Annotated in this window: 32 protein-coding genes; 3 read left to right on the top strand and 29 right to left on the bottom strand. The window is 43.8% G+C overall.

What is annotated here, in order from left to right:
- From Xhom_RS16075 to Xhom_RS16100, 6 genes are all read right to left on the bottom strand, one after another.
- Nucleotides 1-668 (bottom strand): C40 family peptidase (locus Xhom_RS16075; RefSeq protein ID WP_211287896.1); only part of this gene is annotated, 668 nt, incomplete at its 3' end.
- Nucleotide 669: 1 nt separating this feature from the next.
- Nucleotides 670-1,410, bottom strand: coding sequence for a phage minor tail protein L (locus Xhom_RS16080; protein ID WP_069315894.1), 741 nt, complete (start codon nt 1,408-1,410; stop codon nt 670-672).
- Nucleotides 1,407-1,754: a phage tail protein gene (locus Xhom_RS16085; RefSeq protein WP_069315895.1), complete on the bottom strand. Its 348-nt coding sequence runs from the start codon at nt 1,752-1,754 to the stop codon at nt 1,407-1,409. The genes Xhom_RS16080 and Xhom_RS16085 overlap by 4 nt, the downstream gene beginning before the upstream one ends.
- A gap of 151 nt (nt 1,755-1,905) precedes the next feature.
- The gene (locus Xhom_RS16090; RefSeq protein ID WP_084023047.1) at nt 1,906-2,751 is read right to left on the bottom strand and encodes an ORF6N domain-containing protein; all 846 of its coding nucleotides are present in this window, start codon (nt 2,749-2,751) and stop codon (nt 1,906-1,908) included.
- A gap of 241 nt (nt 2,752-2,992) precedes the next feature.
- Nucleotides 2,993-3,778 (bottom strand): KilA-N domain-containing protein, encoded by a 786-nt coding sequence (locus Xhom_RS16095; protein ID WP_084023049.1) that lies wholly within the window; start codon nt 3,776-3,778, stop codon nt 2,993-2,995.
- 98 nt (nt 3,779-3,876) lie between these two features.
- Nucleotides 3,877-4,044, bottom strand: coding sequence for an Arc family DNA binding domain-containing protein (locus Xhom_RS16100; protein ID WP_069315896.1), 168 nt, complete (start codon nt 4,042-4,044; stop codon nt 3,877-3,879).
- Between the two features lie 129 nt (nt 4,045-4,173).
- Between Xhom_RS16100 and Xhom_RS16105 the strand changes: the two genes are divergently transcribed.
- A complete protein-coding gene (locus Xhom_RS16105) occupies nt 4,174-4,611 on the top strand; it encodes an Arc family DNA-binding protein (protein ID WP_069315897.1) in 438 nt (145 codons plus the stop codon).
- A 107-nt stretch (nt 4,612-4,718) separates the two neighbouring features.
- Here the strand turns inward: Xhom_RS16105 and Xhom_RS16110 are convergent, their stop codons facing one another.
- From Xhom_RS16110 to Xhom_RS16125, 4 genes are all read right to left on the bottom strand, one after another.
- Nucleotides 4,719-4,916: a type II toxin-antitoxin system HicA family toxin gene (locus Xhom_RS16110; RefSeq protein ID WP_069315898.1), complete on the bottom strand. Its 198-nt coding sequence runs from the start codon at nt 4,914-4,916 to the stop codon at nt 4,719-4,721.
- Between the two features lie 26 nt (nt 4,917-4,942).
- Complete coding sequence (locus Xhom_RS16115; RefSeq protein ID WP_069315899.1) at nt 4,943-5,158, bottom strand: DUF1902 domain-containing protein; 216 nt, start codon at nt 5,156-5,158, stop codon at nt 4,943-4,945.
- 100 nt (nt 5,159-5,258) lie between these two features.
- On the bottom strand, nt 5,259-5,837 hold the full coding sequence (locus Xhom_RS16120; RefSeq protein WP_069315900.1) for a hypothetical protein: 579 nt from the start codon (nt 5,835-5,837) through the stop codon (nt 5,259-5,261).
- A 48-nt stretch (nt 5,838-5,885) separates the two neighbouring features.
- Nucleotides 5,886-6,770, bottom strand: coding sequence for a hypothetical protein (locus Xhom_RS16125; protein WP_069315901.1), 885 nt, complete (start codon nt 6,768-6,770; stop codon nt 5,886-5,888).
- Between the two features lie 188 nt (nt 6,771-6,958).
- Here Xhom_RS16125 and Xhom_RS16130 point away from each other — a divergent pair, with 188 nt between their 5' ends.
- Nucleotides 6,959-7,486 (top strand): hypothetical protein, encoded by a 528-nt coding sequence (locus Xhom_RS16130; RefSeq protein WP_069315902.1) that lies wholly within the window; start codon nt 6,959-6,961, stop codon nt 7,484-7,486.
- Nucleotides 7,487-7,542: 56 nt separating this feature from the next.
- On the opposite strand, the gene Xhom_RS16135 is transcribed toward Xhom_RS16130, so the two are convergent.
- Both Xhom_RS16135 and Xhom_RS16140 read right to left on the bottom strand, forming a co-directional pair.
- On the bottom strand, nt 7,543-10,389 hold the full coding sequence (locus Xhom_RS16135; protein ID WP_069315903.1) for a phage tail tape measure protein: 2,847 nt from the start codon (nt 10,387-10,389) through the stop codon (nt 7,543-7,545).
- Nucleotides 10,390-10,429: 40 nt separating this feature from the next.
- Nucleotides 10,430-11,188 carry a KilA-N domain-containing protein gene (locus tag Xhom_RS16140; protein ID WP_069315904.1) on the bottom strand — a complete coding sequence of 253 codons (759 nt, stop codon included), beginning with the start codon at nt 11,186-11,188 and terminating at the stop codon, nt 10,430-10,432.
- 276 nt (nt 11,189-11,464) lie between these two features.
- Here Xhom_RS16140 and Xhom_RS16145 point away from each other — a divergent pair, with 276 nt between their 5' ends.
- Nucleotides 11,465-11,644 carry a hypothetical protein gene (locus tag Xhom_RS16145; RefSeq protein ID WP_069315905.1) on the top strand — a complete coding sequence of 60 codons (180 nt, stop codon included), beginning with the start codon at nt 11,465-11,467 and terminating at the stop codon, nt 11,642-11,644.
- A gap of 16 nt (nt 11,645-11,660) precedes the next feature.
- Here Xhom_RS16145 and Xhom_RS16150 read toward each other — a convergent pair whose 3' ends face one another.
- From Xhom_RS16150 to Xhom_RS16230, 17 genes are all read right to left on the bottom strand, one after another.
- The gene (locus tag Xhom_RS16150; protein ID WP_069315906.1) at nt 11,661-12,023 is read right to left on the bottom strand and encodes a hypothetical protein; all 363 of its coding nucleotides are present in this window, start codon (nt 12,021-12,023) and stop codon (nt 11,661-11,663) included.
- 13 nt (nt 12,024-12,036) lie between these two features.
- Nucleotides 12,037-12,321, bottom strand: a complete 285-nt coding sequence (locus tag Xhom_RS16155; protein ID WP_069315907.1) for a DUF1799 domain-containing protein — start codon at nt 12,319-12,321, stop codon at nt 12,037-12,039.
- A 17-nt stretch (nt 12,322-12,338) separates the two neighbouring features.
- Entirely contained in the window at nt 12,339-12,641 is a 303-nt protein-coding gene (locus tag Xhom_RS16160) for a phage tail assembly chaperone (RefSeq protein WP_069315908.1), read from the bottom strand.
- A 41-nt stretch (nt 12,642-12,682) separates the two neighbouring features.
- Entirely contained in the window at nt 12,683-13,342 is a 660-nt protein-coding gene (locus Xhom_RS16165) for a phage tail protein (RefSeq protein WP_232326297.1), read from the bottom strand.
- 42 nt (nt 13,343-13,384) lie between these two features.
- Nucleotides 13,385-13,786 (bottom strand): phage tail terminator-like protein, encoded by a 402-nt coding sequence (locus Xhom_RS16170; protein ID WP_069315910.1) that lies wholly within the window; start codon nt 13,784-13,786, stop codon nt 13,385-13,387.
- The gene (locus Xhom_RS16175; RefSeq protein ID WP_069315911.1) at nt 13,783-14,364 is read right to left on the bottom strand and encodes a hypothetical protein; all 582 of its coding nucleotides are present in this window, start codon (nt 14,362-14,364) and stop codon (nt 13,783-13,785) included. The genes Xhom_RS16170 and Xhom_RS16175 overlap by 4 nt, the downstream gene beginning before the upstream one ends.
- Before the next feature lies 1 nt (nt 14,365).
- Nucleotides 14,366-14,719, bottom strand: coding sequence for a hypothetical protein (locus tag Xhom_RS16180; protein ID WP_069315912.1), 354 nt, complete (start codon nt 14,717-14,719; stop codon nt 14,366-14,368).
- A gap of 2 nt (nt 14,720-14,721) precedes the next feature.
- On the bottom strand, nt 14,722-15,198 hold the full coding sequence (locus Xhom_RS16185; RefSeq protein ID WP_069315913.1) for a DnaT-like ssDNA-binding protein: 477 nt from the start codon (nt 15,196-15,198) through the stop codon (nt 14,722-14,724).
- Nucleotides 15,199-15,238: 40 nt separating this feature from the next.
- Complete coding sequence (locus Xhom_RS16190; protein WP_069315914.1) at nt 15,239-16,243, bottom strand: phage coat protein; 1,005 nt, start codon at nt 16,241-16,243, stop codon at nt 15,239-15,241.
- Between the two features lie 17 nt (nt 16,244-16,260).
- Nucleotides 16,261-16,968 carry a hypothetical protein gene (locus Xhom_RS16195; RefSeq protein ID WP_069315915.1) on the bottom strand — a complete coding sequence of 236 codons (708 nt, stop codon included), beginning with the start codon at nt 16,966-16,968 and terminating at the stop codon, nt 16,261-16,263.
- An 87-nt stretch (nt 16,969-17,055) separates the two neighbouring features.
- Entirely contained in the window at nt 17,056-18,177 is a 1,122-nt protein-coding gene (locus Xhom_RS16200; protein WP_069315916.1) for a phage minor head protein, read from the bottom strand.
- 1 nt (nt 18,178) lies between these two features.
- The gene (locus tag Xhom_RS16205; RefSeq protein WP_069315917.1) at nt 18,179-19,555 is read right to left on the bottom strand and encodes a DUF4055 domain-containing protein; all 1,377 of its coding nucleotides are present in this window, start codon (nt 19,553-19,555) and stop codon (nt 18,179-18,181) included.
- Nucleotide 19,556: 1 nt separating this feature from the next.
- Nucleotides 19,557-21,041, bottom strand: a complete 1,485-nt coding sequence (locus Xhom_RS16210; RefSeq protein WP_069315918.1) for a terminase — start codon at nt 21,039-21,041, stop codon at nt 19,557-19,559.
- Nucleotides 21,042-21,043: 2 nt separating this feature from the next.
- On the bottom strand, nt 21,044-21,556 hold the full coding sequence (locus tag Xhom_RS16215; RefSeq protein ID WP_069315919.1) for a terminase small subunit: 513 nt from the start codon (nt 21,554-21,556) through the stop codon (nt 21,044-21,046).
- 2 nt (nt 21,557-21,558) lie between these two features.
- Nucleotides 21,559-22,083, bottom strand: a complete 525-nt coding sequence (locus tag Xhom_RS16220; RefSeq protein WP_069315920.1) for a hypothetical protein — start codon at nt 22,081-22,083, stop codon at nt 21,559-21,561.
- A 9-nt stretch (nt 22,084-22,092) separates the two neighbouring features.
- Entirely contained in the window at nt 22,093-22,470 is a 378-nt protein-coding gene (locus tag Xhom_RS16225) for a hypothetical protein (RefSeq protein WP_069315921.1), read from the bottom strand.
- A 59-nt stretch (nt 22,471-22,529) separates the two neighbouring features.
- Nucleotides 22,530-23,253: hypothetical protein (locus Xhom_RS16230; RefSeq protein ID WP_211287897.1), on the bottom strand; the 724-nt coding region annotated here is incomplete at its 5' end.

Consider the following 23,253-nt stretch of genomic DNA (forward strand, 5'->3'; position numbering starts at 1 on the left):
TACCCATCATAAGGCACCTGATTGCTGAGCTGCCCGTACAGATGGTGTAGCATCAACCCGTCACCGATATACACCCCGGCATGATTGGGTTCATTGGCTTGTACTTGCATAATGATCACATCGCCCACCTGCAATTCACCGCTACACTCGGTAAATCCAGCCTCAGCATAGTTTTTCATGTACAGGTTTTCACCCCGGTTCCACCAGCCCTCTGAGCGTGCAAAATTGGGGATCTCAATATTGCGTTCCAGTCGATACCAGTCACGGACGATGGCATAACAATCCCAAATGCCGTGCACGAACGGGCGGCCCAACAGTGGTTTAACTCCCTCGGTCGGCATAATGGTTCGAATATCACCCTCCGGCCATGAAGCAATGACCCACGGGATTTGTGACAGGTCACATTGTGCGATATCCAGTTGGCTGGGCTGTGTCGTGGCGTCCGGGTGACTGTGGACGATGGCAACAATAGTCCCCGCATCTTCGGCTTTAGCGTAATCTTCGGGATGGAGGCAAAATTGCTCGGTGGGTGAGGGGGCGGCATTGCGGCAGCGGATATATTCCTGTCTGCGACTGTTTTGAATCACCAAACCACAGCATTCATTGGGGTATTCGGTTTCGGCATGAGTCATGATCGCATTCACCATCGATTTTCGCAGTATATCCATCTCACCGCCTTAACAATGCAGAGCCGGGGAAGCCACCAAATGGCGACTGATTGCCTTTCCCGAAACGCGGTTCACACCCCGTTGAAAACAACCCAGAACAGGCATCTTTTGACGGGTCATCGGTCGGATTACCCTCAATATCAAAATACTGAGTGCCTGTGTAACCACACGGCGACTTGCGATATAACCCACGAATACACCACGTACACAGGCTGTGGATTTGCCGGGTGGGAATTTGAATGCCCTGTAAATCGGCCGGCGAAGACAGCGAGAACTGGATGCTTTCATTATCTTCATGGGTTTTACTGTCAATGTAGAAGACGTCGATTTTCTCCTGCGTAGGATCGGCTTCGGGATTCCCCTCGGGAAAATTACGGGCATCCAGATAGTGCGCAAAGGTCATGCGGATAGTGACACGTGCCTGAGCCATATTTTGATAAGCCAGACACAGGGCACTGATAGTGCCGTCCAAATTAGCGACACTGAGTGTAGGAGATGCCGCCCTGCCATCACCATTAACTTCTAATCCCTCAATCTTCACCGGCCACGGCTTATACTCCACTCCCTGCCACCAAATAGACTTCATCGGCAGGTTGTCTAGGTTTTCCAGTTCCGTTTCTGCGTACGGAATAGTGTGATTATGAAAATACAGCTCCGGCCCCCCAAAGGCCGAGCCATCAACCGAAAATAATAGAATTTTGCTCCCCGGCTCAAGGCGCTGGAGATCTGCATTGATAGTCATGCGCTGAATGCCTGTTCAAAAGTTGCTGATATTTTCATGATGCCTCCCGCCATTGGAGTCATGGTTATTGAGTCGGATTTGACTCGATATAATCCTTTTTCACCAAATGGAGGTCTCCAGATAAATGATTTTGCTGTGTGATTACGGATAAACTGAAAGATTGGCGTTACTTCTTCTTTTGCTCCTAAATAAGAGTACGGCCATGATTGTGTTTCGGAATTAATCCCATCACTGACAACCTGTTTGTAACCATCACCAAACTCAATTGATTTAACTCGGTGTTTAAATTCACCACTGGGAGAATCTTGAATTTGAGTTCGCCATTTAAATTCTTCGATAGCCATATGAGTACCTATAAAAAGAAAAACCGCAGTTAAGCAGCATTGGATTTAGACGTAAAAAAACCGCACTAGGCGGCTAGGATTTGGATGTAAAAAAACCCGCTCAAAGGCGGGCTTGTTAGATATTTAAAGCCATCCGTGGCTTGGGGTTAGTTCAGTAACTTCTTAGCCTTCCTTCAATTGCACACTTCGTCGAATAGGTTGTCCCAGCAGCATCCCATAAGTAAGTGTAGAACCGTGAAGCTATTGGTGAATTCACTAACTTTAGTGCTGGTGATATCGATTCTTCCCATATGTCGGCCATTTTGCTGAGACGACTATAAATCACTCCAATGTTATTTAGCTCAAGCGACAAGTCCATTTTTGCAGGTTGAGGTGATGGTAGCTCTTCTTTACCCAAGAACTCACCTTCAATCGCTTTAGTCGCTAGATACTCTATCGCAGAGGGAAGCTGGTCATTGGTTAACTCATTTATACTGTTAACCCCAAACTCATGATGAACCATTTGGAACAGTTTTTTGTTACTGACTCCATATTTACCCATGAGAACATTAACCAGTCCGCGAAGAGGGGTGCGGTCTTGAGTTGTGGTTTTCAGTGCAACTGGCTCAGCTTCTTTCTGGTTGAAATAAAAATCCTCCAACTTCTCGAAGACATCCCATGCTTTGTCAGTATCCAACATCTTAGCGTGGCGGGCTGCTCCGCGCTCTGTCCATAAGGTTAAGTGGCGCACATTTTGAGCAATTTTAACAAAGTTACTTTGAGTAACCTTGTGCTTAAATTCCTTTAATATTGAACCGGTTAACTTAAAGTAGTGTTTTCCCTCAATGAACCTTTCAGCATTTCGAGAATGGTTAACTTTAATGTTGTTAACATTTGTTTCATACAATTGAGATAATAACTCAGTGGTGATTACCGGAATACCGTTATGTATGATAGCGGTCATACTTTGTACAGAATTAGAACTTTTAGTTAATTCATTTACTGGTATACTTAACATGTCTATTTTCCTCAGCAGGTATTAGACGTTTTATAAGAAGCCCTGACTGTTCCACCAGTTGGGGCTTCGCCGTTTCAGATTGATACTATTTATTACGTTATTGTCACTTTTTGTAAAGATAACCTTTGTGAATTTGGGAAGCGCCTCGTAAATCAAATTTATAACGAGTTAATCGGTTGCATTGACTCAATAGCGCTGATAATTTAACTATCCCTTCCAGCCATCCGTGGCCTTCAAATCCTTAAGCTACTTCTACACCGTGAATCAGATGTCTGAGCGCCTTGATGCCGTTCTCGTTGTAACGGAAAGCTTCGACCTGCTTATCTGAGTGAGCGGACTTGTCCAGAAAGACCTTGCCGTGTTGTTTATTTTTGAGATTGTGCTCATTGGCAACCCGTCCGATTTTGTTTGCTGATACATCCAGCATTTTTCCTACTTCACCAGCCGTATAATACTTTTCTTCCAGCACAGGAAGAGGAACGGCTTCAAAGCCGACTATTGGGTTAACAATATTAGCGGCTGCACATTGTTTTGCTTCATCGCTCAGGTTTGGCATCATGTCAAACAGGTTGGAGATCGCATCAACCGACATCTTCAACGTTCTGGCGCGGCGATATTCAGGTAAACCTGATTTGCTTTTCTCAGGTGATACTGGCGCTAACTTACCAGAACGGTAGTCAATGAAAGTCTGGTTGACCTGTAATTGGAATGATGGGCTTATCCATCCTGCATATGAAACAGCGAGAAGTTCGTGAGCAAATGTGCCGGGATTCGTGCCACCCAAAATAGTGATGATTGATTTTTGACCACTATGCATATTCACATACTGATTATCTTTCAATAACTTAACTTCAAGTTCTAGCACTAAATCACTTGCTTGCTTTGTTCTGAGCCATTGCCCCGGTGATTTGCTTGCGCCTGTACCACTCGCCTTATGCAAGGCATTCAGGTTAAAACGGCCTTCTGAGTCGGTAGTGATTTCTACACCTGCAATGACAGGAAGATTTTTATTTGCTACATTATTCATATTGTCACTCTCTGTTATGGGTTGACGCGTTAGTTTCTTCGAACGTTACTGACAAATTAGAAGCCTCAACTGCTCCAACAGTTGGGGTTTCGACTTTATTAGGCCTCATATTGCATCTTCTCTATCAATCCATACGCCTTTTTTAACTGATAAATAACTTCAGTATTGAATTTCCGACTTTCTTTCTCTCCATTCTCCTCGATGGCCTTACAAACTTCCTCAGGGAACCGAATCTTGCGCTGGTACATGTCTTTTGCTTTTTGCATTTTTATCTTTCTCCTTTGATTGTCACACCGTGAGGCATAACCTAATTGTCACACCGTGCGTCATTGAAGTCAACCCCACGGTGGGGCATAATTTCAAAATTAGTTATTTGATCACAACTGGAATTCATTATGAGCAGAGAAGACCCGCAATTACGCATCAGGCTTCCCATTGAATTAAAAGAAAAAATAGAGGAAACAGCAAAAGCGAACTCTCGTTCTATGAATGCAGAAATCGTACAGAGGCTGGATGTTAGTTTTTTAAACGAGTTACCTACAGAAAAGCTAATTCCAGCCAAAGATGCTGTTCAAATTGCAAACAAGGCAAAAGAAGAATTATCAGGCATTATCCTCAAAAGAACATTTAATGAGATAAACAAAAAAATCCGCATTGGACATACTCAATTCTCTATCTCTCTTGAGGATTTACAATTAGATGCTCTTGATGACGATGAGTTTGACTCTGTGTTAAAACTAACATTCGACTCGCTAAAAGATCTTGGCTATGAAGTACCAGAAAGCGTGTTGGATCCTGATGGCTTTCTTATCGTCATACCGAATAAAAAATAACAACCTTACATCTGAATTAAAAAACAAAACTGTAGCACTCCATGCTTGAGCAACTACTCAACAAAAAAGCCCCGTGATGGGGCTGTTCTATTGTTAGCAGGGAAATTTTAAATTTCTTCTTTAATACCCGCCTGTCTCAGTATTGCATTGGCGGTATGTTTAGAGACTATTGTATATGGCACGCTGAATGCTTTGCTGGTGATGTCGCTACGCCATATTTCATGGCTGCCTTTTCCTTGTCTTACAAAGTAACAGCCATATGCCAATAAAATTTCTTTTAGCTGCGGATATAAGCCAGAACCCATCAGAGAGCCACCCTTGAATCAGATGATTACTCTTGGACAAACTTAATACGGATAACCTCAGAATGGTCGCCTAGGCCATTAATCTCATAAAGTTCAGGCGCAATTTCCCAAACTTTCTCTGTCAGCTCATCGTAAGTCTTAGCTTCTGTAACCAATCCAAGCTCATCACACTCAGCGATCCACATGTCAGCATGGATAACATTTACAACAAACGCTTCAAGTCTTGTTATAACCACTCCCATGTATTACCCCTTTGTATTCTGAGTTAATGAATGATTATCTATCTCAATCTTAGCATTAATTGGTTATAAAATCACCGAATTTAAAGCCCAACAGGATATATTATCTGTTGTTATTATCTGCTAATTCATTATTCCAATACTTTATTTTTCTGATAAATGTCTCATGAACTTCACTAGGTAGAGTACGCTTTATTGTGGAGATCTCATCTTCAAAGTCTTGATACACGTTCGTTGAATCTGGTGATTGAATAAAAAATGATTCAACTAACTTTTTCACTCCATCATCATTTATCATGAAGCCGTCTTTTTTCTTTATAAGAAGTTCCTCTGTATTAACAGATTTTCCTGCAACTTCCACAGTAGTACTTCCTTTAGCCAAATCACTACCGCAATGCTTGCATTTGAGCGCTTCAACGTTGATCTGTTCTGCACAAAATGGACACTTTATTTGATTGTTTTTACTATCACCATTAAGAGTTTTCTTTCCTCCAAAGATAGCCAACAACAAACCACACAAAACGACAAAGCAGCTAATCAACAAGAGATTTTCTCTTTGAGCCACCAACCCGATATTATTAACCCTTCCACCATATCCAGTTGCTACACTCACATCCATATTAAATGATGCAAAAACAGCAAGAATACCGATGACCAGAAGGAATATTCCAAAGCTTTTCATCCCTACCATCCTCATTTAATTAATCTTATTTATGCTAAAACGGCTCTCTCATAATTTTTCATCTACGGCAGGGATAAAGTTGCTATTTGGTTGATAAATCATCTTAATCTCTATGTTTTTATTATCTTGAAACATGAATATAGTTGATATGGAAGAAAAATCATCGGACAACCACAACGCATGTCCATTCATTGCTTCTTCGGATGTACCTCTATTTTTATTAATGGCAGAAATTAATTTATTCCTCAGCTTATTGCTTTTGGGTAATGAAAAACTTGCCATTACTAAACGCTCATTGTAAAAGCACATCTCAACATTGGCTTTTACTCCCATTAATGAATAGTCGGATTTATCAACATTTGAGCATACTGCACCATCTATCCTTGGCTTATTATCTTTGGCCTTGGCATAAATGGAGCTATATGGCTGCTTGAAATCTACACCGCCAATAATATTGATAAATTCAACATTATCTTGATATCCAGCAAACCTTAATCCATGAGGGTAAAGCTCAAACTGAGTTGCACCTTTTGATTTTAATGGAATTTCAATAAAAACACTCTGTGAGAGTCTAAGAGAGTCTGTAACAGCATGATACTCAACAACATTTATAATTCTTTTGTTCTTTCCTAATATGATGAACGGCAATTCGTTGACTCGCCCATCATCATATTTTATATACCCAATACAAAACTCCTCTATACCACAATCCGCCTCATCGCCGCCGATAATAATTTTTATAGAGTCCGTATTTTTATTATTAATGCTAGTCGCTAGTAGTGCTATTTTTATTCCGTTATCATTTTTTTTACTATGTAAGGTTGCATAATTAATAGTTTTCCCTCGCATCTTATCGAGGCTTTCCTCGTACTTCCAGCCAGCAAAAGAGCTAAAACTTACCAAAAATAGCATTAGAAAACTTATTATCTTCATCTTTTCCCCCCACTTTAATCAGATACATGAATCTTAATCAAAGTATGGTGCAAAATGAAGCAAAATGGACAGTTACAAGTCGTAATGTGATCTACACATAAGCATATATTCTCATTTGCTTTATGGTTACATCTCAGCCCAAAGCAACCAACCGAAGGGATGGCTGATTAACTTCGGGGAGATGTGAGATGGATAGAGATAAATACAATGAGAAATTTACAAAATTTCCATATAAAACAAATATTCGTGAAGATGGCATTAATAATGGGGGTATAGACCTAACAAAAGAACCGCATCGAATTGATGAAATTCATGAAATCCAAGACTATCCTTTTATGAAAAAAATCTTACTAAATATTAACGCAAAAAACCAAACATACATGACATTTGGTTGTGATTTTGGCATCTTAAATGATAACCATAGTGGGTATATCGATTTTTCATATAGACCAGATAAAATTCCTGCTGACTATACTGTCATACGAAATCTAGATAATAATTTTTATAGGTATTTATCTAGTCTTGATTTGCCTTGGATCGCTCCCGGTAGTCCAGTAGACTACGCCAAAAACGCGCTTCGTTGGGAATATTCAAGTCTAGTAGTTTATGACTCCCCCAAGTATGAGAAAGTTTCTCTTTGGATGCGTGCGAAAGAGTATGAAGCTCTTGAGTGGCTGGCAACTTATGTTCATGACTTCTTGGTTGATCATCACTAATCATAATTATTTCTCACAAAAAAGCCACCGAATTGGTGGCTGTTGGTTAATAATTTCTACCGTCTACCACTAACCGCTCTGATGATCTTATACAAATCACCACCATCACGGCTTTCTTGAACTAACACAGACCTTATTTTCTTCGTCAGTGATAGCTCTGCTGCCCGTGCATCGATATTTGAAGCGGTAGATTGCTGTTGCTGGTTTTCTACATGAATGCCGCCAAGATTGACCTGAACTCCACCAGCGGGCGTAGGTTGCATCCCGTACATCCTTGGTGTCGGAGTATTTACTGTCATTGGCTGAGAGCCACCAACATGACCACCGGAAGCATAGCCACGTTTGGCGCTATCCATTAGCCGATAGAGGTTATCGACACCTAAACGCTGAGTTGACTCTTTGGTGAACACGAACTCACCACCATGAACCACACCTTTAGGCTCGTATTTGCCACCATTTCCGGTGTAACCTCCTCCAGCAAATCCAAGAGCTGCTCCGAATGAAGTACCACCAAATGCCGCTTTCATGGCTTGCAGCATAGCCATTTGCATGAGCATTTTGGTGATCATTCCAAGTATGGATTTGGTGAAGTCACCAAAGTTAGCCTTACCAGTGAGAAGAAAATCAGACAAGCTATTACTCATACCCGCAAAGGCTGCTTGGGAGATTTGTGCAACATTGCCGTAGGTGTTGGTGGCTTGATCTTGGAACTCAGCAAAACCTTTTTGAATGCCTTTTTCCCAGTTGCCTCTCAACGCCTCTTCTTTTTCGAAATGCTTCGTTAACGCATCTTTTTCTTCTGGCGTTTTGGCTTTCTCTAAAGCTATTTCCTGCTGATAGACTCGATCAGATTTACCAGCACTCTCAATCATAGCTCTTGTTCGTGCATTAATTTCTTCAATTCGCTTATGTTGCTTATCCAATTCTGCGTTTTTTTTCTTTTGCAATTCAACTTCATCGCCGACTATTGCTAAAGCACGCTGAGATTCAAGAATAGTGTCTTTTTGCAGGAGAAGTGACTTTTCTCCCTCTGTCAATTTACGTTTGCCTTGAGCCTCTTCCAGAATGGCAATCTTGGATTCCATATCCCACAACTTTTTACGCTCAGAGCTAATCACGTCACTGACTGTCTTATGCTCTTTAAGGACTCTTAGCTGTGATTGTAAAGATAATAACGCTTGATTTGCAGTTTCATCAGCACGAGTCCCTGCATCAACTTTAAATTTAGGCTCTTTAGGAGTTTTCCTCCCAGTACCGGGCATTTTGCGGTCACGATGCACATAGTTGATCTGCTTCTTAGCTTCTTCGTACTGCTCCTTAGTTAGTGCGTATTTTCTGGCTTCCAGTTTTGCCAGTTCCTCGTTACGCCTAGTTTCCCGACTTGCATATTTATCATGGTAATATTGGCGAATCTTAAAATTTTCAATCTCTATCTGCTCGGCGTTCTTTTTAGACTGCTCCCGTGCATTTTTGATATCAACTTGAAACTTTTCTTCTTTAAGAGCCTCTATCTCTTTTTTCAGTCCGTCAATCCTATACTGTGGAGTGATGAATAGATTACTAAGGTTTTTAAGTAACTCTTCTTTTTCGCGTATTTGTTCATCTAGCGTGTTTTTTCTGCCTTTATTGAGCATAGAATCCCAAGCCCATTTAGCAGCATTTTGTACTCCCAGCCATGCAGATTCAAGATACCCCAGATTTTGAGCTATATCGTTTGCACCATCGTTGATAGACTGCGCATACGCATCGATGGCTACTCTAGCCGCTTGCGTTTTATTGCCTTGCAGTTCCAAGGTGCGGATTTGCTCTAACTGTGCAGCGGTAAGATGGTGATTGGCCTTTTCCAGTTCCAGCGACATTTTTAGCGGTTCGTCCTGCAACCGTTTAAATTGATTGATTGTCGTATCAACCGCCTGACCAGTAATGTAATTCATCTGCGCCGCTGCTTTAGCGACGCGAGATATTTCATTATCTCTGAATAGCCCTGTACCAACCACACTGGCAATAGACGCAGCCATTTCAGACCGAGTAATGCCACTCCCTGCCATAACACGAGCCATTTCGTTGAGTTGCCCGGCGGTTTTATTGGCGTAATTACCTGTCAAAATAAGTTGCTTATTGAATTGAGTAAATTCTTGCTCTGCTTCATAAGCGACCTTGGCAATACTTCCTATTCCTGTAATTACTGCCCCCCAAATTCCACCACGCAATATCACCCCCATCCCCATTGAGCTGGCAATGTTTTTCAGTCCATTAATAACCGATTTATTTTTTCCGCTTAAGTTGCCAGTTTCCTTGCTCGTTTCTTTTAGCTTGTTAATGTAAATCTCTGCCGCAGAGCTAACACCTAGCTGTGCTGCCCTGTGCTTCAATAATTCATTACGGCTGAGATTCTGCGTTGCAAGCTGATCTTTTAATCTGGCAAGAAACGCCTGACCTGCTGCGCCCTGTTTAGCATCAGCCTCTGCCATTTGTTTCTTTTTGCCGATAATGTCAGAAAGAATGTTGCGATAGGACTCAAGGTCTAGCTTCTCTGACTGTCTGGCTTTTCTGGCTTCCGCCTGAATCTTGGTTAATTGTTCTGTCGCAGTGGCATTGCGCTTAATGGCATCAATCTGTTTAAAAAACGCCTCTGCTACTTTATCTTGCTCTGCTGCAAGGGTTCTTGAAGTAGCCGTCGCTCTTTGTTCCTTTGCTGCCAACTCAGCAATACTTCTGTGTACCCTATCAATTTCTTTAGCCATTGCAGCAGAAGCCGCTGCTTGATTGTCTGACTGGCTGGTAAATTTATTGGTGGAACTACTGGCCTTATCAGCAGCATCTTTAAATGAGTTTAATTTCTGCTCACCCCTCTCAAGGTCAGAGGTGTTAACCTTTAATGAGATAGTTGCTACATCAGTCATTTTTGTTTCCTTCGGACATAAAAAAACCTCCCGAAGGAGGTTATGCAACTTGTGGATAAATTAACTTCATCTGGCCTTTTATGTTGAATGCCGTCATGCATCTGGCTTCGAAATCTTTGTAATCGACACAGCTATTTGCAATGTTGGTAACAGCAATCATTTGAGCTTCAATGGAGCGTAGTGCTTTATCTTTTAGAAATTGATGGATTTTTTCACCGCTATTCTTTGCTGATTCCTTGGCTGACTCATAGACACAAACAGGTAAAGCAACGCTATAAACCCATTTCGCAGTGATTTGCCCAAATAATGCAGGACTCCCACCAACATGACCGAAATAGGGAAGACTGGTCATTTTGGATAGCGCTTGATAGTACGGCTCTTGGAAGCGCTTTTCCCATGTTGTTGGCTCTTGATAGGTCAGCAACCCAATCACCTGCTCTTCTGTCAAGGTCAGGTTCTGAGCCACCAGCATGTTTTTGATATGACGGTCACACGCTCTGGCAAACTTAGGGGACAACCAGCGAGCAAATTCAATCACTAGCTCAGGATGAATCCAAGTGCCACCATGACGCCCTTTTCTCACATCAACTAAAAGGTGAGAAATCTCACCTTTAGAATTTATTGCTTCAATATCAATTTCTTCGCCAATTTCTTTTGCGTACTCTTTTGTTGAGTCCAGCCTCAACCAATCGAGTGTTCTCTTGCCAAAATGTTGAGCAGCGAAAGTAGCGTTCACCCAACAATCATTGTTAAACGGAAACAATTGCTTGTCATATTCCATGGGAATTATTTTAATCATCGTAAGATACCTTCAGGTGATAGAGTCTGTTCACGCAGGAATGAGCGACCCAAGACGGTACGATGACAACCATCGCCCACCCTCAGACTCGTATCCCTCAAGACTCTTGGTTTTACGCCCGTGACAGCGCCAGAAATGAAAAAACCTCCACTGGGGAGGTTTATATGCGACTTCGGGATAAATGGATTTCATCCCTGAGTCTTTTAATTTGACTTAATTTAAAACCGAGCCAATATTTAACTGGCTCAATATCGAGTGAACAATATGGAGATCATTATGGGTAAGAAGCCCGGAGAAAATACTGGTAAGGATGGCGGTATCTATCGTGAAGTAGGTCCTCGTGGCGGCAAAACTGATAATTTCGCCACTGTAAGGGATAACGAAAAATTGCCACCAACATCTAAATCCGGTAACACTTGGGAACTTGATAAAAGAACTCCCAATAGCAAGCGGTAAGTAAAACTAAGCCGGGTCACTCCGGCTTTTTGATAGGCTTCTCGCAAAACTCAACCAATCTGCTTATCAGGTAGCAAAATGTCTCATTTGCCTCACCTGTACTCACATTCACACCAACACGATGACAGATATCGAAAGCAACATGGGCGCATTCATGAGCTAATGTCGAGTTTTTGTCATTGAATACGCCAATAATATGCAGAACACCACTTTCACTACTCACGGTACGACTCATACCGTTCGAACCCTCTTCACCACTGTAAATATCCAGACGTGCATGTAATACTTCCCATTGCTGCCAAGAGTGGCAAAACACAATATCGCCAGACTCGAAAAGAGGCACACGCATGAATGGATATCCTTTGAGTAACTTTTTCATTGCGTTACCTTTCTCACTTCTTATGCATCAATTCGAGCGCCTTAACTTCCATCACCCGAATATCATTAAAAACGGTCGCTCTGTCTTTGATGTTGAGATAATCCATGACCTGATTCAGCGGGGAGTAGTCCAGACCCGTCGCGCCATTCATGCCAACACGCCATTGTGTTCGCATTGCGTTAAAGGTCAGATACGAATCCCATACATCAGGCCACACCTCAATATCATATTCTTCTGGGATAAAGCCAAAGGCTCGCTCAAAATCAGCGGCATCTTTTGCACTTATTCCTCCATACAATGATTCAGCGACCGCGATCAGTTTTTTTCGCGATTACCCAATAACTCGTTATAATAGGTAGTCGTGATTGCTGTTGTCGCTGACGGATAGTTATCCAGCAACAGTTGTAAGTTTTCGGCGTTGTAGGGTTCTTCTATTGCCCAATCAGCAACAATTTTTTCAAAGAACTCCTGAGCCGGCATTTCCCGCATTTTATCCAGTTCGCTGATCGGCTTGTGATTGAACGTGAAAGTCACAACCTCGGGTTTTTCTTGCCCTGCAACGGGGATCTGAACATCTGCTTTGAATTTTGGGTTAGGAACAAGCGTAAACTTAGCCATTTAAAAAATCCTCAAAAGAAAGCCCCGTGACGGGGCGGTGATTATTCTGCGTTGGTATAAATCTGCATTTCAGATTTGAGAGAGAAGCGGGCAGTAACGTTTTCCACTTCATTCATTGCTGTGTTAGGGACACGCTGGAACGACACGGAAGCGGTGTAATAGCGGTCTTCTGCTGCACGCTTGTTATAGAAACGGATTGCGGTAATTTGCTTGCTGTCATCCAGTTTCATGAGCAACTTACGGATAGGCAGTTTGGCGTCATGAGCGAATGTGTAAACCTGAACAACCCCGTTTTTGTAGGTATCGATGGTTTCCGCCTGCTCATCTTCCAAGAATTGAACTTCCTGCGTCTGCTGATCGCCACCTTCGGTGGAAAGTGTCATGACTTGCGGCATCACTTCCCATGCCAGCACTTTTTTCAATGAACCCGCGCCGCCACCAATAGGGAATGTATTCTTATCCGTCGTATCAAGACCTTCCAGTGTGATACTTTTCTCTGCTGTCATTTTTACGCGATAAGCACCGGATGCTTTCTTCCAACCAGAACTGACATGAACAATGTCACCTTTAGTAATGCCAGTGGCTGATTCAACCGCCAGCACCACCTCTTCTGCATTGGATGCTGCGGAGAACTTAACTTCTTCCCCATACTTATTTGCAATATAAACACGGGAGCCGTTAGGAATGTTATAGGCCATCATTAACCTCTTTTATGCATAAAAAAACCGCTCTCAGCGGCTGTATTATCGAATTGTGTCACATCGATAGGCTGTTCGTATGGGTATGGTGTAGTTAGCACCATCCTGTATGGCAGGGAAGATACTCGGCTCATCATTGAGATAAAGGCAGTCAGTCCATGAAAGGCCGTTTGATAGATATTCGGATAATCGGTCAGCAATCCCCGTCAACGGTGAATCACCTGAACCGGATTTACCCACCACATTCACCTGAATCACACCACGGAATATAGGCATATCCAACGACAACCCAATGTTTTGTGTCGTCGCTGGCATAATATGCAGTTGCAGGTACGGGTCATTAATGTCATTGAATGGCATGTTAGGCCACGCCACTTTCAGTCCTTCTTGTTTGGCAAACTTAGCAATGTGAGAGCGAATGGTCTCATTTATCGTTGATTGATTCATGATCCTGTCTCCACAACAGCCTCGCTAAAGAACTTCTGAAACTCTTGTGCTGTCACAGCGACCATACCACTTGGTGCTTGTTTCGAATGTCCCATTTCAAGGCGATAGGCATAAGGCACTACGTTTGAGAAATAGACGGCTTTCACCCCAACCTTGAATTGCCCAATAACCAAATCACCGACCGATTTAGTCATATTGCCGCTTTTATCAATACGTCCTGTCTCTTCGGTGGGAATGTCATCAAAGGTCACTTGCCAATTGCCCCGGAATCGACCACCTGTGTATCCCGGTGGCGCTTTGATTTCCATGGAATCGTGTGAGCGAGCGCGTTTTTTTAGCTGTCGCCTTTTAGGAGTCAGGTTTTTGGGATCTGACTGTTGCTGCTCATTCCAGTTATGCACGGCCTGATTGTATTCACTTGCTGTTTTGTTAGCCTTCCATAATTCAGGGTTGCCAACGGGAGACATAATGACTAATCGTGACAATATTTTGGTAAACACTCCCCTTGATGCTATTTCAATATTGCCTTTGGCTTTATTCACAAACGCATCAATGGAGGCCATAAACGGATCTGACATATTAGCCCCTCAACTGAGATTGATAACAAAGCACGATATCGGCGGGTTTTACTGGATTAGGTTCTAGCACTCTCAGCCAGTGCCCATCAACCTGCACTAAATCACCTTTTTCAATGGCTATCTCAGCCGAAAAAATCAATTTAACGTCATTGGCTAATATGAGGGCGCCATCTACTTCATGGGGGTTGTATTTCGCTCTTACGCCAATGACTTTAAATCTCGTTTCAGGTTCATGGTGCTCCATTCCATTATCATCAACCCAGTGCTTCCCCTCTCGTTTTACAGTGAACGGAGTACCGAATTTCTTAAGCAGCCGAGAAGATGTGTTTTTCATACGCGGATAGAATGCAACCATAATTACCCCCGAAAAACCTTAAATGACGTGCCATTGCCAGCCAAAAAGCCATTTAATGCGCCATTTAACCAAGAAATATTCGGCTTGCCAGAGTTAGTTCCTCCTGCATAAGTCACGGATACCGCACCACTGACAGATTCTGAAATCACCTCACCACCAACAGTAGGCGTGAGGTCATAATCCAATGAATCAATAGCTAACCGACATTGGGCATTAATTATCTGCTTTGGGATTATATTTTCAGGGACTGGCTCACCATCGACATAAATTCCCTTGCGGGGGAATGCCATCGGTTGATCTGCATTAGCTTTTCGCCCTTTCCACTGCTTAGTGGACAAATAGTCCATCGCCTGAAACAAGAGAGGCGACAGAACGCTATCATCAGGCAATGAATAACCTCGCTGCATGGCAAATTGCTTTAAATCATCCACACTGGCGTAACTATTGAATGCTGGCGAGTTTTTATCTGAATCAATCATGCTCACCTCAAATAAAAAAGGGGCCTAATGCCCCTATTGATTACTCGCTGCCCTTTGTTCCTTTGCTACCAGCGACAGCCTTACCACTCAACACTGCGGCAAACGGTACGTTTTTGCGGTCAAATTTCCGCACCCAATTACCCGCTTGGGCAATGTCCGTTGTTGATGGTGTTTTGTTTGGGTCTTCCTCTCCCAACCAGCTAAATCCCGCAGGTTGCAGGATAAACGTCTTGCGCTCCCACAACACCTCGGCACCTCCGCCGTTACCGCCAGATGCTTTGCGGTCCAGCTCAACCGGAGTATGTGGATTCCCGCTACCATAGCCGAATGCTCCACCACCAAAGAAAACAGTGAGATAACGCCCATCTTCATATTTCAGGCTGTCATCCATAAAAAGAGGCTTGCCCAGATAGGTTTGCAAGATAATACGACCTTCTGAGTCACGGATGGTTTCAATCAGGTTCTTAGTCGCCATCTGTTTCATAACGACAGAGTGGACACCAATAGCGCTGAATGTGTCGGCTGCGTCACCTGCGGTAAACGCAGCGTCAATCAGATTATTAGCCGAGATTTCATCTCCACCTTGAATCACCATGTCGCTATCATTTTTCGCAATGTTGCTGCCAATAACCCCGCGCGCCGTACCGATCAGGTAGCGCTGCCACTGACGAGTCCAGTAAGTGCCAAAGCGGTTACGGATATGAGCCATCGGTTCACTGTTTGCTAATTCTGCCGCCAAATCAGCAACGCCATAGCCCTTGTTCAGGAACAGTACGCGAGATTTCAGGCTGGATTGAGAGGCTTTCCCTACCTGACCAATTTGGTCAGGATCATCTGAGGTCGCATTAGGCGCTTCGTTCGCGTCTAAGTCATTCCAGTAGTTAATCGTTGCCGTACCCTGACTATCAGATGCGATGGTGTCTAACTGAGGCAGACGAGTGATAATGCCTGACTCAAATACGGCGGTCTTTTCTGGGCTATTCAGTGGTGCGATTGCTTGATAATAATCACCACGAAAAATGTCGGATAAACGGGTTGTTGCCATTATATCTTTTCCTTACATTACTGAGTTTTTTGGAGGCGTTTAAATTCCTCAGGATCTTCATCAAATAAACGGATGCGCTCTGCTTCCGTATAATCGTGCCAAGTTTTACCGCCGCTTCTGGTGACCGTGGAGCGTGACTGACCGTCTCCGGCAGTTCCAGTCGCCTTGCTACCGATAACAACAGGCGCAAATAACTTGTTGCTACGGAATTCTTTTTCCAAATCGTCGATGGTTAATGCTGACGGCTTACCTTCTGCATCTATGACGCGCGTCTTGCCTTCTTCAACGATTAGCCGTGATTTGATATGCGGCATAAGTAACTGAGCACTGTCTCCCGCCAGTTTAGCTGCCAGAGACTGAGCCACGTTATCCACCAGCAGCGTGCGCAGATTGCTGTCTTTATCTTCGAGTTGGGTTAGCAGCTCTTTTTCACGGGCAGTGAGCTTTTCAGACCAGCTTTTTTCCAGCGATTCAATATCCCCGTTTTTACGGGCTTGTTCTTCGGCGGCTTTTTTTGCTGCTTCTTCCGCTTGACGGCGCTTCTCTTGTTCTGACTTCTTCTCAGAAAGCAATTCATCGACTTTCCTTTGCAGACCGGAAACATCGGGAATTTCTGGCATCCCTTCAATCTGCAACTGATACTTGCCGTTGTTTTCTTTGTACATGGCTTTCTGTTCATCAGTCAGTGCGTCAAATTCTTCTTTCGTTAGTGCAAATTTAAACATCGTAAACCTCGGGTTTTGATGGTGCAGTCACCGACTGCGGACAATAAAAAAGGCCGCCTCAGCGACCTTGTGAATTGTGTGAGCCGATTATTCATAACCAGCTTCTCTGAATGCTTGTTCGTCAATCTGCTTGAGTTTATCCAGTGAAATAAACTCACCTTTATCTGTGTAGAATTGCGAAGGGTGCATGCCGCCTTCTTTCATCAGCCGGAAACGCGTCTCACCAAACACTTGCTTCTGTCTCCATTCTGATTGTCTCTGTATCCACTCAATGAAGGTTGTATTCTCTGGCACCTGGCCATCCATTGAGGCTCGTGTGCCGTCACCCATTTCATCAATATCAATGCCGAGTTCACGCCATGATTTCACCACCAGCGTTTCCATTGAGCGACAATTAAAATGAATTTTACCGGGGCCTTGCAGGTAAGGGACTTTGTGGCCAATAGGTTTGCCACTCAGAGTGTACTTAAGCCCATCACGGATAATGCAGTCATTGGACGTTTTGTTATCCAGTGTTGACACCCAGCGTTTACAATCAAGAATATCTTTATTGGCTTCTGCGAATTGATCTCTCGCTACTGCTTGTAAATGACTGACGGCTGTTTTAGCGATAGTGGTCGCATTAGCCCGACTCATTTGCAAAGCACCGTCTTTATACCCTTGATTGGCATGACCTCTAATCTTTCGACCAATATCAACCGCACTATCACCGTTCAGATAACCATTACGAACCGTATTACTAATACGAACCATGCGGTCTTTTTCCAGACCGTCAGCCCACTCTGATAGCAATTTTCCTTGAAACGGACGCGCCATCACCGATGAATACAACATTTCTTCTGTAGCACCCACCAGTGGGTATTGCCTCAGGATGGCATCAGGTAATAGGGAGTCAAATAGTGACGGATAGTAGCCAATCTCATAGCGGACATGCTCTAACATTTCACGGGACAACACAAAAAATGCACTTTCAACGGCATTTTTGTTTATCATTTTGGCGCTATAAAGCAATGACTCTAAACGCCTCGCTGTGAAACTGTCAGTGTCAATGCTTGCATCATCCAGCGCGACAATTAAGGAGGCTGTGAGTTCAGCATCAAATGCATTCAGCGCCTTCACCATTTTACGGGCAACTCCGGCGCCATACCGGCCGGAAAATAAGGCGTGAGCAATCAACTCATCCATTATCATTTCATTGATGGATTTCATATTACTCCAGCATTTCAGGTTCTTTGTTTCTTAACTGATCTTCAATGTCCTCTGGTCGCTCATCTTGAGGAACAATATTGATGCTTTGCAAATATCGAATGAAATCAACTTTGCGCATCTCACCCGATTGGACAGCGGATAACAGAACCGAAATAGACGCAGAATCAAGTTGTGCAATGTCATACGTTTTATTCAGCTCAATTGTCGCTTCACCTGCACCTGCAAACTGGATGCAGAATTGCAATGCTCGGTTAAATGCCTGCTCTATGTTACCGGCACACAATGACAAGATAGAGTTATCTGTTTGCGCCTCGTTTTGTGCCTGTGTTGCTGTTCGTGCTGATGTACCACGTTCTATCAGTTTCGCGCCCAGCATTGCCATTTGCTTTTCCCGTCGTTCCGCTACAGTTATCTGAATATTGCGTTCTTCCGGCTGTGCAAATTTCATATCGCCATTTGGAGGCAGAAGAACACCACTGCGCGAGCCAACGGTAAATCCATCAGAGAAATACTTATCCGCCCACTCCTCATTGAGACCTGTTAACGCAACCATCGGCTGCCCGACTGTGTGCGCTGATTCCGCGATGTCAGCCTCAGCCTGATAGTGTTTAATATTCACATAAGCAATGTCAGCTAACGGTGGCGCATCCGGCGTGTGGTCATTATTCATTGAGCCAATCCATGACCACGGCAGCTCAGGCAACGGTTTACCACTGGCGTCTGTCAATTCAACCCAATCGTCGGCAATTAAGTTACCGTCCTGATACCAGTTGCGCGAATAGGCCTCACCGTCAATCAGTCGCAACTCAATCCAACAATCAATCATCTGCAACTCAAAATTATCGGACTCTTTTGGCTCTTGAAAATGAACAACCACTAATGACGTTTTACCGTTCGTTACACGCCAGTTGATGATTTGCTTTGCCGTAAATAACCGGATGTACGGACGGCCTTTTTCAGCCTCTGATTGAATGCCCGCACCTGAGAAGTCAGTCAACAAACCCGCACGTCCACGCTGCAACACTTGAGAAAGTGAATCGCGTATCATTTGGGTTAGTGGTTGGCCTTCGCCGTCTATATCCGTTTCCAAATACTCAACACCACCCGCAATATCAATTTTGACGGGTTTATTAAAGGCAATACCTAACAACCCTAGCAATGTTCGTCCTGTGGCGTTAATGAACGACGCCCGAAGTAAATAGCGTTTATATCGCTCATTGTGTGGATCGTCTTTCTCTTTCTTATCCGCTGGGTGGGGTAAATATTTTTCTTTCCGGCTTTTGACCACCCTTTCGCCATCAACACAATCGCCGATCATGTTCCACTCTAGCAGAAATTCGTTGTACGCCGGATGCTTGTAATCAACGTTTGTGTTCATGTCAGTTCCAGTTGAAATTGATTTTCTTGGTGAACCGCCTGATATTACTTCTGCTCACCGCAAAATAACGGAAGCCATCAGCACCATGTGATGTGAAGTCATGAAGTGGCTTATCTTTCCAGCAACCGCGCTTGTCATCCCATTCTTTACGGTAGCTTTCCAGATGAGATATCCCCTCACTGCATTTCTCTTCATCAAATACGCAATTGGACAGGATTTCACGCACCGATTCTATGCCAGTATCCACACCAACCTTTGGCACAACCTTGAATATCATTGAGTATTTCTGACCGTCGATTTCGTACCCTTCACGCGCCAGTTCTCGTCGAGACTTAGCATCAGATCCAAACTCACGGTTATCGATATCATGTGGCCCCCAATGATCACCGTAGATATAGCCTTTGTCCTTCAACACCTTCATGTAGTGCCGCAAGCCTTCGCCAGAGTTCTCGTAGTAGTCGATGATGTGGAACTCTTCTCCGACTTCACGCACGAACCAGATAGACGTTGAATCACCCACCCCAATATCCCAGAAGGTATGAACGGGCAGATGTGAGTTATCCGGTAATTTGCCAATGCGTTTGTTTTCATACAGCCAGCGGAATTGCTTGGCGTAGTAAGCGCCTTCTACTGATTGCTGGAATGCCTCAGAGGGGATCGACGGGTATTCCCGCTTCATGTCATCGCCGAGCGTCTTTTCTTTGGCGAAATACCAAGCCTTTTGACGTTCAGTCAGTGTGATACCGTGCTTACCTTGCAGCTCTGCGAAATAATCACGTAGGCGCTGCGGTATTGGTTCCACCGGGTCAATGGCATAGAGCGGATTCTTCCACCACGAGAAAAAGAAAAACTTCCAGTCGAGGTTAGATAATTGCTTACCCTGCATCTGCGCTTTCTCTGCCGTCTGACAGTAATCAAAGAAGTATCCCGCTCGCCCTTCTGCTGTACTTTCAATCGTGGTGAAACAGTCCGTTGATACCGCTTCAAATGCCCCGGTGACAATTTCTCTGGCTTTGTCGGGGAACTTGGCACAAATTTTCCCGAACTCCGACACATGCAGATAGCGCAGCGTGCCACCACGAAACGAGGTTGATACATACAGTGAACCGCCCTTGCGAAAGACTAGCTCCCCAGATGCATCGTTACTAGCAGGGTTGGCGGCCTTAATCTCATCCGGTAATCGGTCGTAGGCATATTTGACCTTCTCACGGAACAGGCGCTTAGCATCGTTTAACGTGTGGGCTATCAGGGCGCACTTAGCTGACTCAAATAGCGCTGCGTCAAGCTGAATAATGCACACCTCAGTCGTGAAACCAAGCTGTCGTGCTTTCAGAATGATATTGCGGGTGTGCATTCCTTCAAAATACTCTAACTGTTCCGGTGTCATCTTAAACCGGATAGTCTTCCCTTCTTTATCCGTAATCCAATAGAGATTATTCAGCCTCCAGAGCTTATCGCGCAGTAATGCGAGGTGTTCCGGCTTCATGATTACCCCTTGGCAAGATCGTCCATCAGCTCAGATAGCGTTCCGACAACATCATGCTCATTTTTGACCTGCTCACGGAATGCCTGAACGCTGATATGCTTGCCGAGAAGCTCCAGATTCTTCACCTTATCCGGCCACTTTATCTTCTTGAGTAACGCGGCTGTATCTTGTGAGCCTGTCTCAACAACTTCCAGACCAGATAAGGTTGTGCGCCATACTTTGGGCCAGTCTTTTACGGGTTTGAGTTCTCCACTATCAGTGAGAATATCGAGCACATCCATTTGGTCAATTTCAACCAGCCGCTTTAATACATAGGTGGCATTAACTCCAACCTCTTCATTGCGTTCTGCTTTTAGTTCTGCGATTCGTGACTGGATATCAGGTTTTGACAGGTTTTCGGACGCAATACGATTTGCTGTCTTCTCGCTGTACCCCGCACGAATGGCCGCTTGTGTGGCGTTCAAATCAACGAGGTACTCGCGACAAAACATCTCTTGTTTGTCGGTGAGTGCCATGTTTATTTCCTGTGTATATCAATGAAGGCAAATGCCGCCTCTTTGTGTTCATCTTCACTGCCAATAGGGACAGGTATTACTCCAGCTTTTAAGCAGGCCTCAACGATTAGAGCGTCATCAGAAATTGAATTAGTTCGTGAGAACATCAGAACCTTACGGATATGCCTCAGCCCAGAATTGGACATACCAACCTGCACCGAATAGCAGATCACCTGACCGATGCCAGCCAGAACGCTTTGAAGGCCGTTACGCCCATCTTTCAGCTCACAGACGCTAGCAGAACCATCATCATGCACTAAGAAGAAATCAACTCTTCCTCTCGGCATTGGAAACTCAGACTCTGCTCGGATTATTGGTGCCACTTGTCCATCAAATAGCTTTATGTGCGCATTAGAGCTAGCAAGGAAAACTTTAATTACGCCAGAAAGAAACGCCTCTCCGCTTTTCTTAAAATGGCTATATAGCAACTCAGGCATTCCTGCTTCACGGTAAGCCGATTCGATGGCCTCCCAATCTGGTTTAGCCATTTTATTTCCTTATCTTGAGAACAGTCCGCCACATCGACTTTCGCGATTAACGAACTGGCGTATTTCTTCACGGACTAGCTGCCGGAGGTGATCGCCATGGCTGGCTTTGGTTATTTTGGCTGAATCAATGCCAGCCGATTTTAGGTCAAGAGGCTTAATGACTGCTCTCACCTTCCCTTCTGAATCACGGATCTTGAAGCTATCGGCAGTAATTTCAACTTTGGCTCCTGCATCTACTGCCGGTGTCATACCTGCGTCATAGCGACGACCGTTAATGCGATCCATCAGTTCAGCAATATGCTCCAGTTGAGATTCAAGTTGGTTCAATGCTTCGGTGTCATACTTGATACCAATGGTGAAGGTCTGTGTTGGGGTACTTTGTGTCATGTTCTGTTCTCCATATAGCAAAAAACCCTCCAGAGAGGGTTGTTGTCGTTTCAAGTAAGTTAAATATCTTCTTCCAGTTTCGTACGATCTAAACTCATTTGCTCATGGTATGACTTAAATGCATCTAATGATTCTCTTAATCCCTGGGTTTTTTCTTTGAAGTCTGAACTCGTATAAACCAACTGACTGGACTCTTTATCGCCCGTAAGATATACATTAACTGCTACCGTATCATTATCATAAGCGAAAGTTATAACTCCGCCATTTTTTAGCGCGTCCTCATATTCTTCTTTTGATGAGTACGATGATGGCTGTCCATACTTTTTTTCTACCGATTTGCTTGCTGCCTTCGTGAATGGGCTAACATCAATTTCTAATCTTTTAAATTTCCCATTTAAAAAAATTGCCATTGCCTCACGCTTTTTATTAGCAATTGGGAAATCGGAGCATAAATAAACTGACATTTCTTTTGCTAGATAGTTTTCATCAACTTTTTCAAAATGACAGAACTTCTTTGAAAGAAACTCCTCTTCTGCCATGCCAAATTTTGCATCTTTATACCCATCAACCGCCATTGCACCGAAGCTAGCCATCCCTAATGCAAGCATAACTACTAATTTTTTCATGTTATCTCCTTTTGCTTTAGGCAATGATAACAATGACATTTGATAATCCCAACTTAAACCTCTATCAAGCACCCGAATGTGGATGCTTTGCAGAATTAAATAAAAGACCGCTGAGCGGCCTATCATTACTGTACGCTTTCCATGATTGAAACCATGT

This window comes from Xenorhabdus hominickii, assembly GCF_002632725.1.
GTDB lineage: Bacteria > Pseudomonadota > Gammaproteobacteria > Enterobacterales > Enterobacteriaceae > Xenorhabdus > Xenorhabdus hominickii.